The sequence below is a fragment of the Micromonospora sp. ALFpr18c genome, assembly GCF_008868155.1.
Taxonomy (GTDB): Bacteria; Actinomycetota; Actinomycetes; order Mycobacteriales; family Micromonosporaceae; genus Micromonospora.
Genome location: NZ_WBKR01000144.1, coordinates 1 through 16,700, shown reverse-complemented (window position 1 = coordinate 16,700; position 16,700 = coordinate 1). Strand labels below are relative to the sequence as shown.

General features: G+C 70.5%; 13 protein-coding genes and 1 pseudogene. 11 read left to right on the top strand and 3 right to left on the bottom strand.

The window, feature by feature from the left end:
• Positions 1-490, top strand: a pseudogene (locus tag F8271_RS22435) (XRE family transcriptional regulator); the annotation flags it as partial.
• Positions 491-493: 3 nt separating this feature from the next.
• Here the strand turns inward: F8271_RS22435 and F8271_RS22430 are convergent.
• Positions 494-1,165: a hypothetical protein gene (locus F8271_RS22430; protein WP_225854696.1), complete on the bottom strand. Its 672-nt coding sequence runs from the start codon at positions 1,163-1,165 to the stop codon at positions 494-496.
• A gap of 252 nt (positions 1,166-1,417) precedes the next feature.
• Between F8271_RS22430 and F8271_RS22425 the strand changes: the two genes are divergently transcribed.
• A complete protein-coding gene (locus F8271_RS22425) occupies positions 1,418-2,419 on the top strand; it encodes a hypothetical protein (RefSeq protein WP_151491794.1) in 1,002 nt (333 codons plus the stop codon).
• A gap of 109 nt (positions 2,420-2,528) precedes the next feature.
• On the opposite strand, the gene F8271_RS22420 is transcribed toward F8271_RS22425, so the two are convergent.
• A complete protein-coding gene (locus F8271_RS22420) occupies positions 2,529-4,043 on the bottom strand; it encodes a DUF1996 domain-containing protein (RefSeq protein WP_151491793.1) in 1,515 nt (504 codons plus the stop codon).
• Between the two features lie 376 nt (positions 4,044-4,419).
• On the opposite strand from F8271_RS22420, the gene F8271_RS22415 reads away from it, so the two are divergent.
• From F8271_RS22415 to F8271_RS22385, 7 genes are all read left to right on the top strand, one after another.
• Complete coding sequence (locus F8271_RS22415) at positions 4,420-5,208, top strand: ABC transporter ATP-binding protein (protein WP_151491792.1); 789 nt, start codon at positions 4,420-4,422, stop codon at positions 5,206-5,208.
• On the top strand, positions 5,205-5,930 hold the full coding sequence (locus F8271_RS22410; RefSeq protein WP_151491791.1) for an ABC transporter ATP-binding protein: 726 nt from the start codon (positions 5,205-5,207) through the stop codon (positions 5,928-5,930). Before F8271_RS22415 ends, F8271_RS22410 begins: the two co-directional genes overlap by 4 nt.
• A 41-nt stretch (positions 5,931-5,971) precedes the next feature.
• Positions 5,972-6,853, top strand: coding sequence for a branched-chain amino acid ABC transporter permease (locus tag F8271_RS22405; RefSeq protein ID WP_151491790.1), 882 nt, complete (start codon positions 5,972-5,974; stop codon positions 6,851-6,853).
• Positions 6,850-7,920 carry a branched-chain amino acid ABC transporter permease gene (locus F8271_RS22400; RefSeq protein WP_151491789.1) on the top strand — a complete coding sequence of 357 codons (1,071 nt, stop codon included), beginning with the start codon at positions 6,850-6,852 and terminating at the stop codon, positions 7,918-7,920. Before F8271_RS22405 ends, F8271_RS22400 begins: the two co-directional genes overlap by 4 nt.
• 56 nt (positions 7,921-7,976) lie before the next feature.
• Positions 7,977-9,248 carry an ABC transporter substrate-binding protein gene (locus tag F8271_RS22395; RefSeq protein WP_151491788.1) on the top strand — a complete coding sequence of 424 codons (1,272 nt, stop codon included), beginning with the start codon at positions 7,977-7,979 and terminating at the stop codon, positions 9,246-9,248.
• A gap of 81 nt (positions 9,249-9,329) precedes the next feature.
• A complete protein-coding gene (locus tag F8271_RS22390) occupies positions 9,330-10,634 on the top strand; it encodes a glycosyltransferase (protein ID WP_151491787.1) in 1,305 nt (434 codons plus the stop codon).
• A gap of 278 nt (positions 10,635-10,912) precedes the next feature.
• Entirely contained in the window at positions 10,913-12,025 is a 1,113-nt protein-coding gene (locus F8271_RS22385; protein ID WP_151491786.1) for a tetratricopeptide repeat protein, read from the top strand.
• Between the two features lie 16 nt (positions 12,026-12,041).
• Here F8271_RS22385 and F8271_RS22380 read toward each other — a convergent pair whose 3' ends face one another.
• Positions 12,042-14,840, bottom strand: coding sequence for a CHAT domain-containing protein (locus F8271_RS22380; RefSeq protein WP_151491785.1), 2,799 nt, complete (start codon positions 14,838-14,840; stop codon positions 12,042-12,044).
• A gap of 74 nt (positions 14,841-14,914) precedes the next feature.
• Between F8271_RS22380 and F8271_RS22375 the strand changes: the two genes are divergently transcribed.
• Together F8271_RS22375 and F8271_RS22370 are read left to right on the top strand one after the other, a co-directional pair.
• A complete protein-coding gene (locus F8271_RS22375; RefSeq protein ID WP_151491784.1) occupies positions 14,915-15,316 on the top strand; it encodes a hypothetical protein in 402 nt (133 codons plus the stop codon).
• Positions 15,313-16,212 carry a hypothetical protein gene (locus F8271_RS22370; protein ID WP_151491783.1) on the top strand — a complete coding sequence of 300 codons (900 nt, stop codon included), beginning with the start codon at positions 15,313-15,315 and terminating at the stop codon, positions 16,210-16,212. The genes F8271_RS22375 and F8271_RS22370 overlap by 4 nt, the downstream gene beginning before the upstream one ends.
• The last annotated feature ends 488 nt before the right edge of the window (positions 16,213-16,700 follow it).

The following is a 16,700-nucleotide window of genomic DNA, read 5'->3' as shown; positions in this document are numbered from 1 at the left end:
GGAGTGGGCGGTGGGGGGGACGCTGCTGGTGCAGGCCGCTCTCGCCGCCGCCGGCTGCGGCGAGCACCGCCGCGCCACCGAGCTGATCGACCGGGCCGCGGGCGTCGCCGCCGACCTGCGGGGGTACGACGACACGCACTGCACCAGCTTCGGGGCGGTGGTCGTGGAGATGGCCCGGGTGCTCCTCGCCGCACAGCGGGGTGACACCGACGGCGCACTGACACGGCATGTGGGCATCGTGCGGCGGGAGGCGTGGCGGCGGTTGCCGGCCGAGTATCGGGGTGCCTACCTGCTCGATGTCGCGCGGATCTACCTGCACGCCGGTGACCTGCGCGGGGCGGCGCGCGCGTTGGTCGACGCGGACAGTGTCGCGCCGGCTGAGGTTCGGGGACGGCCGCTGGCGCGTACTCTCATCGCCGATTGTGCCTGCGCGCAGCCGGCGCCGGCCGGCGTGGCGCGACTGGCGACGCTGGTCGGGCTCACCCGCTGACGCTCACGACCAGCGGGCACATTCGGCAGCGAGGCGGGGGTCGGTGCGCACCCAGACCTCGCCTCCGGCGGCGTCGGCCGGGGCGTCGACCCGTTCGAGGCCGAGGAGTTCGATCAGCGGGAGCAGGGTGGCGCGTTCGGCGCGGTCGTCGTCGACGTCGTGCGAGTCGAAGAAGACGTAGTACTGGTCGCTGGGGTCGACGTAGCCCGAGGCTGCCCAGATCCGGGCTACCTCTTCGATCGCCGCCGCCTCCGTCGTGATGGTGGCGGCGCGGGCGGCACCGCGGGTCTCCGGTGAGCCGTCGAGGTCGGCTGGGTCGGCGAACCACTGGCCGAAGTGGTCGAGGCCGCGATAGCCGTTCTCGAAGAACAGCATGGCGCCCGGCAGGTAGCGGTTGGCCCGATCGACCCTCAGGTGTGCCGACCGGGGCGGGTCCGCCTCCTCGATCCGGGAGATCACCCCCAGGCGGGGCATCAGCACCAGACTCTGCCGCGCCGCTTCGTCCGTGATCGTGTAGGTGTCGGACTCTCGGCCCCGGAGGAACGCGGAGAACGCCACGTAGGCCTCCTGCGGGTCGCCCACCGAGACCTGGTGCGTGGTGCCGTCGCCGGCGGTGAAGACGAACTGCTTCGGTCCGGGGCGGTAGGGGCGGGCCATGTACGTCCCCTCGGTCACGGGTGAGAGGCCCGTCAGCCTATCGGGGCGGGTTTCCGCGAACGTGAGATGCGGGCATGGTCACGGCTCCACTCGCTGCCCGGCGCCGCTGGTCGAAGACGGTGACCCTTTGACGGGGGGCAGTGTCAACCCGGTTGGCGACAACACTTGATCCGGGACGGAAGACCGACGTTGCGTGTCTGCTTCCTCACCCACGGTTCAATCTGGAGTACGGCTCGCCGTGCGGGCGGCCGTACACAGTGGAGGTTTCGGATGCTGATCATCGCCGAGGAGCGGGACACCTACCCACCGAACGGGCAAATTCCCAACCTGGAGACCGACGAGAAGGCGTCCGACGACATCGTGAGCCGGATCAAGGCGCTCCTGCCCGGCGACCTCAAGCTCGAGGTCGTCGGGGCGTTGGTGAACTGGTCGGCGAGCATCCTGCTGCCGCATCGAAGCTTCGGGACCTGGGCCGAGGCCGTCACTGCCGCGACCCGCTTCGCGCGCAACGACAAGGCCCTCGCCACCGACGACAGCCAGCGGCAGCGTGACGAGCCTGTCGGCGGCGACGACCTGACGAAACTCAACGTGGCGTTGGCGAGTACGGGGCGGACCGGCGACCCGCAGATCGCCCTGCGCGACGAGAGCCGCAGGTGGGCGAACTGCGGAATGGCGGCGTTCCAGATCCGCGAGCAGTTGCGCGACAAGGGCGGCGAGCCCGTCCGCCTGTCGGGCGAGACCTACCGGGCCGGCAACGGCGACGTGCTCAAGAAGGCGTTACTCGTCAAGCCCGCCAGCCCCGCGACCGTCCTGCTGCTCGACTGCCAGTTCCCGCAGGTGCACAACTTCGTCGTCGAGGTGCACCACGACGGGTCGCGCTACCTGGCCCAGGGTTACCAGGGCAGCTACTTCGCCCACTGGTGGCTGGGCATCAACGACAGCTACTCCGGAGATCCGTCGGCCGAGATCCTCGCGCTGCGTGAGCGGTACGGGCTGGGTCGCCCGATCAGCCCGGAGAACTACGAGAGCATGCTCGACGGCCTGGTCGCGGCCACCTCGTCCGACTGGCAGGAGACCGCGAACCAGTGGCGGACGTTGCCGTTCAACCCTGACCGGCAGGAGGTCGACGGGATCCGCCGCCGGTCCGAGACGCCGACGATCCTCATCGAGGTGTTCGAGCTGCGCAAACCGGCGGTGGCGCGAGCCGCGCTCGGCGGTAACGGCAGCGCGTCGCTCAGCGAGCTGGCGACGCGGGGTATGAAAACCGCCTGACGCCGGGCCGGACCACGCCGTCGCGGCGGGACCCGGATGGGTCCCGCCGCGACGGCGATGGTGCCCGACTGAACGGCGTGAGGGCCGTCCGTCGGTGCGGGTTCGCAGGTCAGCCGCCGGCGAAGGTCACCTCGGTGCCACACTTGGCGTTCTGGTTGAGGCAGGACTTCACCAGGCCGCCGAGGTGTGCCGGATCCCAGGCGTTCATGAAGTCACCATGCATGGAGGACGCCTTGCCGGAGGCGAGGCTGAGCCCGGTACCGCCCAGCGACTGGTAGTTGACCATGAAGGAGAGGTCCGGCACGGCCACCGGGTACTTGCCGGTGCAGACGCCGTTGACCGGGTCGCCCATGTGCGACTTGTGGTCGGGCGAGTCGATGTTCTTGCCGTCCCAGCAGTCCTTGAACACGAGCTGGAAGATCAGGTTGCCGCCCGGGGCGCAGACCGGCCAGTTGCCGTCTGCGCTGCGTCCGGTTTCGGCGCTGCCGGCGCACCAGAATTGGTTGCCGCCGCCGTTCTTCGGAGTGTCGACCTGCCGCTTGGCGTCACCCTCGACCATCCGCAGGCCCGGCGGAAAGGGCTTCACGGTGGACGGATCCTTGACCCGCGAGCCGTAGTAGACGCGGAAGCTCTTGATCGGAACAGCCTTGCCGTCCTTGCGCAACTCCGGGGTCCAGTACGCGCTCAGGTCGCCCGGGGCGTTGCAGGTGGTCTTCGCGGAGAGCAGCTTGTCCGTAGTGGTGAAGGCGTCGATCTTCGGGCCGAAGAAGGTGTGCATGTGCGAGGCGCCCGGCAGGCCGGGTACGACGATCGGGTCGTCCGGAGCGGAGTTGGCGACCTCGCAGTCGGTGTGGAACTCGGGAACGCGGGTGGTTCCCGGCGGCACCGCCTTCGGCCTGATCGCGTTGAAGGCGGCCAGTTCCTTGGCCCACCGGGCCTGGTCCACGGGCACCCAGCCCGCGGCCGGCGTGCCCGGCGTGTTGGGCGTGCCCGGCGTGGTGGGCGTGCCCGGGGTGGCCGGCGCGGGCGTCGGCGTCGACGCGGCGGGACTCGGCGTCGGCGAAGCGCTCGGCGTCGTGCCGGCCGCAGGGCCGAACGTGAACCAGTTCAGGTTGACGAAGTCCGACCGGGACGTGCTCCGCATGACAGCGAAGACCGTCTGCGCGCCGGCCGGAACCGTGGACACCTTCGCGGTGACGGTCGTCCACTTCTGCCAACCGCCGGTGCCGGCGATCGGGAAGCTGGCCAGCAGCGTGCCGGACTGCGCGCCGAGGCGCAGCTCGACGGTGCCGCCGTCGGTGTTGTGCGCGGCGACCCGGGCCGTCAGGTCGGTGCCGGTGATCGACACGCCGTCGTACCGCAGCCAGTCGCCGTTGGCCAGCCAGCCGACGTTCCTGCCGCCGCCGGTGTCGCCGGTGCCCTCGGTTTGCGCCCCGAACTGCGCCGCGAACTCCTCCGCCTGGACTCGGCCGGGCACGGCGGTCTCTTCGGCCTGGGCGCCGGCGATGTAGATGCCACTGCCGGCGAGGGCGACGGCGACGGTGGAGGCGAGCGTGATGCGTGTGAGGCGACGACGCTTGAGCGCCGGGTCCGGCGGTGCGACGTGCGCAGCGGTAGTCCGCATTACCAGTATTTCCTTCGGGTCGAGGATAGGGCTGATGCCGAAAAGAGTATGAGCGGTCAGCGTATCGGCATCAACGTGCGGAAGAAGATTCAAGAGGGCAGCGCCGCGTATCCGCTGGCGGCCGACGTAGGGGCTACGGATAACAATTTTTGGAATCATTTTCTCTTAAATCTTCTTTAAGCTGTCGCCGTCGACCTGGCCGGGTGGTCAAGGCGGCTTCGCCGGGCAGGCCAGTGACCCCGGCCACCTCGACGATGCCGCAGCTCAGGATCGATCCAGTGGTCCTCCAGAGTCAGTCAATTCAGTCTGTCTATTGTGGACTGGTCCGGAGCCGCGATGCAGGACGGCCGCTTCCCAGTTGGCAATGGAGTGGAAGATGGACTCGTCGGGCCTGATGCTCGAAGGTGTTGGTCTCCGCTTCGGCGGCCTCACCGCGCTGAGTGACGTGTCGCTGCGGGTGCCTCCCGGGCAGGTGGTCGGCGTCATCGGTCCGAACGGCGCGGGAAAGAGCACGCTGTTCAACGTCATCTGTGGGCTGCTGCGGCCCGACACCGGGCGGCTGCTCATGGACGGGCGCGCCCTTCGACGGCTGCGCCCACACCAGCTCACCCGGCTCGGTGTCGCCCGCACCCTGCAGGACGTTGGCCTCTTCGACGGGCTCAGCGTGCTGGAGAACGTCATGGCCGGCGCGACGAACCGGGCTCGTGCGGGCTTCGCCTCCGCTCTGTTCGGGCTGCCCAGGAGTGGGCGCGACGAGCGGCGACTACGCGATCACGCGCGGGAGGTTTTGGACGAACTCGGCCTCAGCGGGTTCGCCGACGCATCGCCGCCGTCGCTGCCCTACGCCATTCGTCAGCGGGTGGCACTGGCCCGGGCGCTGGCGGCACGTCCACGACTGCTGCTACTCGACGAGCCGGCCGGCGGACTCGGCCCCGAAGACATCGACAAGCTCAGCACGCTGATCCAAGACCTGCCGCGACGAGCCGACCATCCCTGCTCCGTCCTCCTCGTGGAACACCACATGGATCTGGTGATGGGAGTGTGCGACGAGGTCGTCGTCCTCAACTTCGGTCGAGTGCTCATCACCGGCACACCCGATCAGGTGGGCGACGATCCGAGAGTCGCCGAGGCTTACCTGGGCACCACCGTCGAAGCAGCCGCATGAGCGCCGCACCCCTGTTGACCGTGCGGGACCTCGTGGCCGGCTACGGTAATGCCGCGCCCGTTCTGCGCTCCGTCAGCTTCGATGTCGAACCGGGCAGCATCACCGCCGTCGTCGGCGCCAACGGCGCCGGCAAGACCACCCTGATGCGCGCGCTGTCGGGCCTGATCCGCCCCGCCGCCGGTGAGCTGCGCTTCGACGACGTGGACCTGCGGGAGGTGCCGGTCGAGCGGCGCGTCCGGCACGGCCTCGCGCACGTCCCACAGGGCCACGGCGTGGTCGCCGAGCTGACCGTCGACGAAAACCTCCGCCTCGGCGGCCTGTGGCGCCGGGACCGCGCCGACGCCCGCCGGGCTGTTGCCGAGGTCTACGAGATGTTCGAGCCACTGGCCCTGCGGCGGCGACACGCGGGGCATCAGCTCTCCGGCGGCGAGCGTCAAATGCTGGCCCTGGGACGAGCGCTCGTTGGTCGGCCCCGGCTCCTACTCCTCGACGAACCGTCACTCGGCCTGGCGCCAAAGGCCGTCGCACAGACCATGGCCCTCCTGCGTCGGCTTCGCGACGAGTCCGCCGTGGCTGTACTACTGGCTGAACAGAGCCTGCGCGGTGCGCTGTCGGTCGCCGACCGGGGCATCGTCATGTCGCAGGGGCAACTGGTCTTCACGGCCCCCGCGAAAGACCTGCGTGACAACCCGCACCTTCGTCAGCTCTACCTCGGGTTCTGACCCGCCGACGCTTCGCGCACCCGGCCCGGAAAGGGATGTTGTTGGAACGGTTCGTGTTTCTGACATTGGACGGCCTCGCGAGAGGGACGGCCTACGCGGCCTTCGCGCTGGCGCTCGTCCTGATCTGGCGGGCCGCCCGAGTCGTCAACTTCGCCCAGGGCGCGATGGCGGTGGCCTGCGTCTACGTCGCGCACAGCGTGACCGCGGCGACCGGTTCGTACTGGGCCGGATTCGGCGCGGCCGTGGCATCGGGGCTCGTTCTGGGCGCGGCGGTGGACTTCTGCGTGATGCGCCTGGCCGCCGGGACGGCGTCGCACCTGAACTCCGTGATCATCGCGCTCGGGTTGGTGCTCATCATCCAAGCGGTGCTCGGCATCGCCTACGGCAACGAGTACCTGCCGACACCCGCCCCGTTTGACCGTACGGCGATCACCGTCGGTGAGTTCGTGCTGCTCTCGCCGTTCGATCTGTTCGTCATCGGTACGGTGGCCGCCGCCGTCGCGGCGCTCGCCTGGCTGTTCGGCCGTACGCCGGTCGGGTTGCGGATGCGGGCCGGCGCGTTCGCCCCCGAGGTGTCGCGGCTGCTCGGTGTCAACGTCGGCGGGATGCTCACCCTCGGCTGGGCGCTGGCCGCGGGCCTGGGCGCCATCGCCGGCATGCTTGTCGTTCCAACCGAGCTGGCGCTCCATCCGCACGCCATGGACCTGGTCTTCGTCGCCTCGTTCACCGCGGCGGTCATCGGTGGGCTGGACAGCCCACCCGGCGTGGTCGTCGGCGGGCTGGCCGTCGGTCTGACGCTGTCGTACGTCTCGGGATATCTCGGTGGTGACCTCAGCCCGCTGGCCACCCTGCTCCTGCTGCTGGCGGTGCTGCTCGTCAGGCCGGAAGGGCTGATCACCAGGGCCAAGGTGAGGCGGGTATGAACATGCTCCTTCGAACGAGCCCACTGCGTCGCGTCCTGCTCACGGCGCTGGCCGCTCTGCTGGTGCTCATCGCCAGTCAGGTTCTGGATCCGTTCCGCAATTTCCAGTTCGCCACCATCGCCGCCTATCTCTGCGCCACCGCCGGCCTCACCGTCCTCACCGGGCTCAACGGTCAACTCTCCCTCGGTCACGGAGCGCTGATGGCCAGCGGCGCGTACAGCGTGGCGCTGATCCAGGATGCGTTCGGCGGACGTCGGCTGGCCGCCGGTTGGATCCTGGTGGTGACGCTGCTCGGCGCGCTAGCGGTCGGCGTCGCCGCCGGTGCCGTGATCGGGCTCGCCGCCGCCCGGTTGCAGGGGCCACACCTCGCCGGACTCACGCTTGGCGTGGCGGTGATCGTCCCGTCGTTGGCGACCACCTTCGACGCCCTCTTCGGTGGTGAGCAGGGGTTGCCGGTGCAGGCCGCCCAGCCGCCACTCGCCCTCGGTGCGACATTCCCGTACGAGCGTTGGCAGGTCTGGCTGGCCTGGACGATCACCCTCCCCACCATTCTGCTGCTCACCAATCTCGTCCACAGCCGTCTGGGCCGCGACATGCGGGCCGTACGAGACCACGAGGTCGCGGCCAGCCTGAGTGGGATCGACGTGGCCCGTACCCGCGTCGTCACGTTCACCGTCAGCGCCGGATGCGCCGCCCTCGGTGGTGCTCTGTTGGCGGTCCTGACGCAGGTCGCCTCGCCCGGCTCGTACCCGCTCACGCTCTCCGTGTTCCTGCTCATGGCGGTCGTGATCGGTGGCCTGGACAGCCTGACGGGTGCGATCTGGGGAGCGCTGCTCCTGGTTGCCCTGCCCGACCTCGCCCAGTCGGTCACGGGACTGTTCTCGTTCCCACCCGGCGAGGCGCAGCGCTGGGAGGGCAACCTGCCGACGGCGGCGTTCGGACTGATGCTCATCACGGTCATGGCCGTCGCGCCCACCGGAGTAAGCGGGCTGCAACGACGCGTCGTGCGGGCCGCGGCCGACCGGTGGCGCGCACGACGGCCCAACCCCGGGGCGGAGACCCCCTAACACCATCGCTATTAATGCGAGCACCGGCCGGCGACGGACGGAGAAAGAGGTTGATCATGTTGACTGTCAGGCGGGTGTCGGCTGCGGCCGCAGCAGCGCTGATCCTGGTGGGGACGGCTGCCTGTGGCGCGGACGGATCAGGTGGGTCCGCCGCGGTGCCCGGGGTGACCGACACCGAGGTGGTGGTCGGCACGCACACCCCGTTGACCGGTCCGGCCGCGGCTGGCTATTCCACGATTGCCCCCGCCACTCGCGCGTACTTCGACTACGTCAACGCGCAGGGTGGCGTGCACGGTCGCAAAATCACCTACAAGATCAAGGATGACGGCTACAACCCCGCGAACACGCAGCAGGTGGTGCGGCAACTGGTCCTGCAGGACCGGGTGTTCGCCATCCTCAATGGACTGGGCACCCCGACCCACACCTCGGTGTTGGACTTCCTCAACAGCAACCGCGTACCGGACCTGTTCCCCGCCTCCGGCACCCGCAACTGGGATCAGCCCACCAAGTATCCGAACACCTTCGCCTTCCAACCCGACTACGTCGTGGAGGGCAAGGTGCTCGGCGCCCACATCAAGTCCCAGTACCAGGGGCAGAAGGTGTGTTTCCTCGGCCAGGAGGACGATTTCGGCCGCGACGGTCTCGCCGGGCTGGAAAAGGTCCTCGGCGCGGTGGCCGTCAAACGGACGTACGTCACGAGCAACACCAACGTCGAGCCGCAGATCAGCAGCTTCAAGCAGGAAGGCTGCCAGGTGGTGGTGCTCGCCACCATCCCGGGCTTCACCGCCCGCTCGCTCAGCGTCGCCAAGCAGCTCAGCTTCACTCCGAGCTTCCTGGTGTTCAACACCGGCGGCGACTACCAGACGCTGGCCAAGCAGCTCGGTGCTGACGCGAAGCTCACCGAAGGCCTCGTCGGGCTCAACTACCTGCCGCTCTACACCGAGACCGCCGACCCCTGGATCCAGCTCTTCACGAAGGTCAACAAGGAGTACAACGGTGGTGCGCCGTTGGATGGCAATGCGATCTTCGGCATGTCGATCGGTTATCTGTTCGTCCAGGAGTTGCTCGCCGCCGGCCGGGACCTCACCCGCGAATCGCTGATCAAGGCGGTCGAGCGGGGCGGTTACCAGGGGCCGGGCCTCGCGCCGTTGCGGCACTCGCCGACCGACCACTCGGGATACGGCGGTGAGCGGTTCACCAGGGTCACCAACGGAGTGCAGGCCTATTTCGGCCCCACCTACCAGACGGATGAGGCGGACGCTCCCGTGACCGAGTACGACACTCCTCGCGCGGCACCCCCGGCCAACGGCATCCCGCAGGCTGGCTGACCGAGGAGGCGACCTCCATGAAGAAATTGCTTTTGATCAATATGCGCTGTGCCCTGACCGGCGATCATAGGAGCGTGGCCAGTGGGTAAGGTCATCGTCGGCGCGCACCCGTCCTACGGCCACATCGTTCCGATGCGGGCCATCGCCGCCGCCCTCGTCCGACGGGGTCACGACGTGACCTTCGTGACCGGCTCCGCGTACCGCGACGGCGTCGAACGCGACGGCGTCCACTTCGCCCCGCTTTCTGGCGCGGCGGACGTCGACTCCCGAACCCTGCATCAACGGCACCCCGAACTCCTCGCCCTGCCACGGGACGAGGCGTTCGACCTCGCCATGTCCCACGTCTTCGTCGAGACCCTCGCGGCACAGCACCACACCATGCAGAACGAGATAGCCAAGGCCGGAAGCCTGCCTGTCGTGGTACTGCAGGAGACCATGTTCATGGGTATGTGGCCGGCACTGCTCGGGGCGCCGGTGGCCAGGCGGGTTCCCGTACTGGGGATCGGCGTCCTGCCGATCACCATGACCAGCGTCGACACGGCGCCGTTTCGTTCAGGTCTGCCTCCGGACACCTCCCCGCGAGGCCGGCGGCGCAACCAGGAACTGAACCGCGTCTTTCGAGACAGCGGGCTACCACACACCCAACGCGGCGTGGACGAGGTGCTACGCGGCCTCGGCGCGGCACATCCACCGCCGTTCATCCTCGACGGCGTGGTGACCCTTCCTGGTCGGTACCTGCAGCTTTCCATCGAGGGAATTGAGTACCCCCGTAGCGATGCGCCCGCAAGTCTGCACTTTGTGGGCGCACTGCCCATCGGGGCTCGGCGTGACCACGGGCCACCGCCGGTGTGGTGGGAAGACATCGTCCACAGTGCACGACCGGTGATCGCGGTGTCGCAGGGGACGCAGGCGAACCGCGACTTCGGTGAGCTGATCGAGCCGACCATGAAAGCCCTGGCCGACCTCGATGTGTTGGTTGTCGTGGCGACCGGGCGAGACGCGGCCCTCTCCGACGTTCCGGACAACGCGCGGACAACCCCGTTCATCGACTTCGACCTCCTGCTGCCGCACGTCGACCTCCTCGTGCACAACGGCGGCTATGGCGGGGTGCAGCAGGCACTCGTGCACGGCGTCCCGCTTGTGCTCGCCGGGCAGAGCGAGGACAAGACCGAGGTCACCGCCCGCGTCGCCTGGGCCGGCGCAGCCATCAATCTGGCGACGTCACGTCCCGACGAGGCAGCCATCAGGTCGGCGGTCGAAACGGTGCTCGACGACCCGCGGTACCGCAAACGCGCCGGTGAACTCAGCGATGAGTACGCACGCCACGACGCACTTGCCGAAATCGCCGCCGCGGTCGAGCAGTCTCTCGCTGCGTCGACGAGCTGACCGACCGGCGACAACGGATCGCCGAGACGCCCGACCACTGGCTCGATGATGTGCGTCGGGCGGCTCCGGCTGTCGTCGCCGCGTCGCCTGAGCCTCCGACCCTGCACGGGTCGAAGGCTCAGGCGACCAGCGGCAGAGATCTTGGATGGTCAGGTTGAGTCGTCGAGGGTCAGGCCGGTGTGGGACGGTGGTCGGCCTCACCCATTGATGGCCGTTGACGCGTAGTCTGCTGTCCGTGACGGGCCGTGAGGTCGTCGACAGCGCAGGAGGTGCGGGCAGTGGGCAGATGGTTCAACCGCAGCCGTAAACGCGACGACGAGCCGCCGCGCGAATCGACGTCGCCGGGGCCGGTTATCGAGATCACCGTCTCCGGGGGCGGTCGTCGCCCGGTCAGCACGACGATCGGCGGTCCGACCGCCTTCGGGTTGCAGTACCACGCCTTCCACGACCAGTACGGCGCGACCGACGCGCGGACGCTGGAGGCGGGGACCCGCTACGCGCAGGAGTTGATGCGCACCAACGACATCGACGAGGCCGTGGCCGTCTATCAGGTGGTCGTCGGGTTGCGCAGCTCGGCGCTCGGGTCCGAACATCCGGACACCCTGCGCAGCAAGCACAGCCTGGCCTTCGCGCTGTGGCAGCGCGGCTCCCACGCCGAGGCGCAACGGGTGCAACGAGACGTCTACGAGGCGCGGCGTCGGGTGCTGGGCGACGCGGACGCCGAGACGCTGCGCAGCGGCAACAACCTCGGCTGGCTGCTGATCGAGCTGGGTCGGCTCGACGAGGCCGAGCCCCTGCTGCGGCGGGTCGCCGACGGCATGGCGCGGACGCTGGGCAGGAACGACACCGACACTCTGGCCTGCCAGATGAAACTGGCCGGCATCCAGCACCTGCAGGGCCACAGCCAGCAGGCCGAGCGTGCCCTGCGGGACGTGGTCCGGCGGTTGACCAGGACGTTGGGCCCCACCAACCCGGTGTCGTTGCAGGCCCACAGCAACCTGCTGGTCGTCCTGCTCGACTCCGGTCGGGCCGCCGAGGCGGTCGACGCGGCCCGGTCGCTGGCCGACGACGCCGGGCGCGCCCTGAGCACCACCGACGGGGTGTCCCTGCACGCCCGGCACTCCCTGGCCAGAGCCCTCGCTGGGGTGGGCCGGCGGGACGAGGCGATCCGGTTGCTGGCCGATACGCTGCCGGACAGTGAACGGGGCCGAGGAGTCGACCATCCCGCGACCCTGGAGATGCGGACGCTCTTCGCCCTGCTGCTGGTCGAGGCGGGCGACCGGCGGGCGGGCCGGGAGGCGCGGGCCGCGCTGGCCGGCTGCGAACGCGCGCACGGCCCGACTCATCCCGACACGGAGAAGGCCCGGGCGCTGGTCCGGCGGACCCGCTGACACCGACGGGTGCCGCTCAGCCGCCGGTGTGGATGTGCGCCGCCCACAGCGTCGGCGCCAGCGGGTAGCGGTCCCGGAGCCCCCGCACGGCCGAGTGCAGCGCGTACGCCGCCGACCCGGTGGGGTCGGCGTGCGCGTAGAAGGCGGTGGTCAGGGCGAGGGAGACCGCGTCGTCGACCTCCCACAGGGTGCCGATGACATGCCGGAACCCGGCGAGCTGGAAGGCGCCGGTGATGTGCAGCGACTCGTCGACCAGCGTCAACGGGGCCTGGGCGGTCGCGCAGGCCGACAGGAAGGCGAACTCCGCGTCCAGGTCCAGCTGGGACACGTCGGTCACGGTGAGTGGGCTGTCCTGATGATCGTGTACGAGGAGCCGGCCCTGCGCCGGGTCGTGCGGTTCGGCCACCGCGTGGCAGGCGAAGTGCGCGTAGGCCGAGTCGGCCAACCGGTCCAGGACCTGTTGCCGGGTGGCCGTCGCGTCCAGCCCGAGCCACGGCTGGGGCAGCGCCCGCGCCGCCGACTCGGCCTCACGTTCGGCGCTGGGCAACGCCCCCGGGCCGCCGGGGGTGGCGCGCATCGCCACCACGCAGGACCGGGCGTCCGGCCGGGACGGCCGCGCTGCGGTGCGTTTGCGGGCGAGCGCGGTCACGGTCGGGGTGTAGGAGGAGACCACCCGGTCGAGGGCCGACCGGCCGGCGTCGGCCTGCGCGGCGTGCAGGGGGAAGAACGCCAGCGGGCCGACCGGGCACCACCAGACGCGCGGCAGCTCCCCGGCCGCCCCCGGCGCGTCGAGCCGGTCCAGCACCGGCCCGACGAGGGCATTCCACAACCAATCGAGTACGCCGCCGAGCTCCGACTGGGCGCGCAGCCGGCTGCGCGCGTCCGCCGCCGGATCGTAGGCCGTGGTGGTGGCCTCCTGGAGTAACCCCAGCTGCGTCATCGCGTCGGCCAGCGACAGATCCGGCAGCGGCAGCACCGTCACCCGGTGCTGGCGCAGGATGAGCGCGTCGCACCGCAACTCGCTCGCGATCGGCACGATGACGGTCCCGTCGACCTGGTCGAGCAGCTGCCGGGCGCTGGGCGGACGCAGGAAGTCGCCCAGGCCGGGCAGCTTCCGGATCGTCGCCAGCAGCACGTTCCACTCGGTCTCCCGGTCCCGGCCGAAGGTGGTGGGGCGGGGCGATTCGGGGACGGGCGCCTCGAAGTCCCGGCGCATCCGTTGGAAGTCGGCCGCCAGGCGCCCGTCGGCACGCTGGAGCGCCGCCCACTCGCCGTCCGCCGTCAACCGTTGGTGCAGCAGCAGGCCCCGGCCCCGCTCCAGCAGCTCCAGGGCCCGCTCCGGCTGCCCGGCGCCGATCGCGCAGGAGGCGGCGGTCGCCGCCATCCCGACCGTCGAGCCGAGGTCGGCGTACTGGTCGTGCCGGGTACGCCCGCGGGAGGCCAGCCGCGGCAGCAACGTGATGGCCTCGTCGAAGGCATCCGTCGCCTCCTCCCACCGGTTCAGCGCGGTCAGCGAGTAGGCCGCCTTGTCGAACGCCTGGATCCGGACCGGCACGGCGCCGGACTCGGTGCGGCCGGCGGCGAGCGCCCGTTCGGCGGCCTCGGTCAGCAGGGCCGGATCACCGGTACGCAGGTAGGTCGCCCGCAACGCCTGGGCGATGGACAACCCGGTCTCGACCCGCTGCGGATCGCGCGCGGGCAGGGCGTCCAGCGCCCTGCGCAGCAGGTCGAGCGCCTCCTCCACGTAGGCGGGCTCACCGGTGGCGTCGTAGAGCAACCGAAGGCTGTAGCCCAACTGGTCCAGGTACAACGCGTGGTTGGCCTCGCCGCGTACGGACAGCGCGAGCGCCCGGCGCAGCAGGCCGATAGCCGTCTCCAGCGCGGAGATGTCGCCGGTCAGCTGGTGCGTCTTCATGCCGACGGTGGAGAGGCTGGCGAGCGCCGTCCGATGGTCCGGATGCCGCTCGGGCACGGTGTTCAGCACGGCGGCAAACTCCTGCCACGCCTGGCCGAGCAACTCGACGCGGCCGGTGCGGTCGACCAGGGTGAGCAACGTCTGCCCGGTCAGGAACCGCGGGGCGTTGCTCTGCGGGGTGTGTTCCCGCAGCACGGCGACGGCCCGTTCGGCATCGGCGGTGTGGGTGGTCCCGGCCGCCCTGGCCAGCAGGCAACGTGCTCGCAGCACGACGATCTGGTCCTGGTTGGGCCCGGTCGCGTCCACCGAGGACACCAGCTCCAACGCCTCGTCGACGTAGTCCTCCACCCCGGTGAGCTGGTACGCACGCAACAGCGCCTCCGCGTGGATGCCGCGCAACGCGGGCCGATTCTCCTCGCTGATCCACCGCTCGGCCAGCTTGGCGATGGCCGTGAGCCGGTAGAGCGTGTCGACCGAGCCGTCGAAGTCGTGCCGGACCCGATAGACCTGGCAGGTCTTGAGCCTCAGCAACGCGCTGGTGGCGAGGTCGGCCGAGGCGTCGTCGGCGAACTGCAGATATCGCTCGGCGATGTCCAGCAGCTGCGGTTCGTTCTCCACCCGGGCTCTGGCCAGCAGCACATCGGTGTACGTGGCCAGCGCGAGGACGCCGTGCGGCGTACCCAACTCCTCAGCCAGAAAGGAGTCGGCCATGGTGCGGATCGCGGCCTCCAGCACGACGGTGGCCTCGATCAGGTCCTCCCGCGCGTGGTCCGCGCCGTACCTGCGGAGCAGCGCGGCCCCCAGCTCCACCTGGGCCTCGGCCCATCGCCGGTCGCCGCGCGGCTGCCCGGCCGCGGCACGACGCCAGTGCTCGACCGTCTCCCTCGCACAGCGACTCACCGGCGCACCTCCCCGTCCGCGACGCTCCCCAGCCTGCCAGTCGCGCGCCGACATCGACAGGAGATAATCGGCCGGTGAGTCAATCGGTGCCGGACAGGCGACTCGACGATGACCGGGCGGCCCGGCTGGCCCGGATCTGCGCGGACATCGCGCAGGTGGGTGACCTGCTCGGGCCGGAGCCGGCCCAGGCCCTGACGCGACTGCGGGACACCTCGCTGTCCGACCAGGGCGTGGACGTGGTGCTCGCCGAGGTGACCGAGTTGATGCGCGCCAGAGGGCTGGTCGGTGGTGACACACCCGCCCGGGGGCACCGCTACCTGCCGCTGGCTGGCGTTCGCGGCCGCCGCCCGGAAGTGGTCCAGGTGTGCCCCGGCGACCTGTGCGACCGGGTGGAGATCCCGCGGCCGGACGCCGGCCCGCCGCCGCGCTGCGCCGTGTGGGACTGCCCGCTGCCGGCGTTTCGGATGGACCGGTGAACGCCCTCATCGCCTCGCTCGGCGGGAAACTGGCCGAGCGGTGGCTCGCCGGACTGGCGCTGCCCGGGGTGGTGTTCGTGGCGGTGGCCGCCGCGGCGGTGCGGCTCGGGCACGCCCACTGGTGGGACCTGCGGCTGCTGCGGCAGGAGGTGGAGCGGCTTGCCCTCGGGGCGCCGGCACGGGGCACCGGTTCCGCGCTGCTGATCGTGCTCGGTGTCGTGTTGGCCAGCGTCGTCGCCGCGATGGCCGCCCAGAGCCTGGAACGCCTGGTCGTGGCCTTCTGGACCCAGGACTGGGGTCGGGTCGGCGATGCCGTGACCCGCCGGCGGCGGCGCCGGTGGAACGCCGCCATGGACCGGTACGAGACCGCCCTGCGGGACAAGGCGCGGCGGTTGCGATCCGGCGACGCCGCCGGACCGCTGCCGGACACCCAGGCGCTCGCCCGCGCCTGCGACCGGATCGCGTTGACCGAACCGGACCGGCCGACGTGGATCGGTGACCGCATGCTCGCCACGGCGGTACGGGTGCGTGCCCGCTACGGCCTGGACCTCGCCGCCGCCTGGCCCCGACTGTGGTTGCTGCTGCCCGAGGAGACCCGGGACCCGCTTGCCCTCGCGCAGGCCGACTTCGCCGCCGCCGCCCGACGGGTGGGCTGGGGGCTGCTGTATCTGGCGCTCGGTCTGCTGTGGTGGCCCGCGGTGATCCTCGGCCTCGGGCTGTGCGTGGTGGGTTGGCGACGGGGTCGCAGCACGGTGTCCGTGCTGGCCGACCTGGTGGAGGCGGTGGTCGATCTGCACGTGCGTACCCTCGGCGCCGCGCTGGGACATCCCACCGACGGCACCTTCGGCACGGCCGACGGAGAGGCCCTGACCGTCCTGCTGCGCAAGGACCGGTGATCCCGGGCTTCGGTGCCGGGTGCGGGGTTTCCGGGAAGGTGCTGCGTTGGGACTGGGTCGTACTCGCCATCCAGGTCGGCGTCGCGGTCATCGTCGTGGCGCTGGCGAACATGCTCACCTTCGCCGCCGCCGTAGGCCCTTGCACATGGACAACCGGCGATCTTCAGTGCCGAGAAGTCGACGCTCCAGCGCCATAGGTGGACGTTCCAGCGCCATAACTGTAAGCGCCGCCGGCGGGACGGCCATAGCCGGCGCGGACACTGTAAGCGCCGCCGGCGGGAGGGCCATAGCCGGCGGGAGCGCCGTACGCGCCGGCGGCGGGAGGAGCAGAACCGACGGGAGGGCCATAGGCGCCGGCGGCGGGACCATACGGGTAGAAAGGCCCTGCGGGAGGGGCGGCGTGAGCAGCGTAAGGGTTTGCGTGAGAAGGGGTGGCAGCGGCAGCAGGTGTGGTGACGTGGGAGAAGCTCACACCCCTCATCGGGACG

Excerpts from the sequence above, each read along its gene's own strand:
- F8271_RS22425 (WP_151491794.1), top strand. The coding sequence starts at position 1,418 with ATGCTGATCATCGCCGAGGAGCGGGACACCTACCCACCGAACGGGCAA.
- F8271_RS22420 (WP_151491793.1), bottom strand. The coding sequence starts at position 4,043 with ATGCGGACTACCGCTGCGCACGTCGCACCGCCGGACCCGGCGCTCAAG.
- F8271_RS22415 (WP_151491792.1), top strand. The coding sequence starts at position 4,420 with ATGGACTCGTCGGGCCTGATGCTCGAAGGTGTTGGTCTCCGCTTCGGC.
- F8271_RS22410 (WP_151491791.1), top strand. The coding sequence starts at position 5,205 with ATGAGCGCCGCACCCCTGTTGACCGTGCGGGACCTCGTGGCCGGCTAC.
- F8271_RS22400 (WP_151491789.1), top strand. The coding sequence starts at position 6,850 with ATGAACATGCTCCTTCGAACGAGCCCACTGCGTCGCGTCCTGCTCACG.
- F8271_RS22395 (WP_151491788.1), top strand. The coding sequence starts at position 7,977 with ATGTTGACTGTCAGGCGGGTGTCGGCTGCGGCCGCAGCAGCGCTGATC.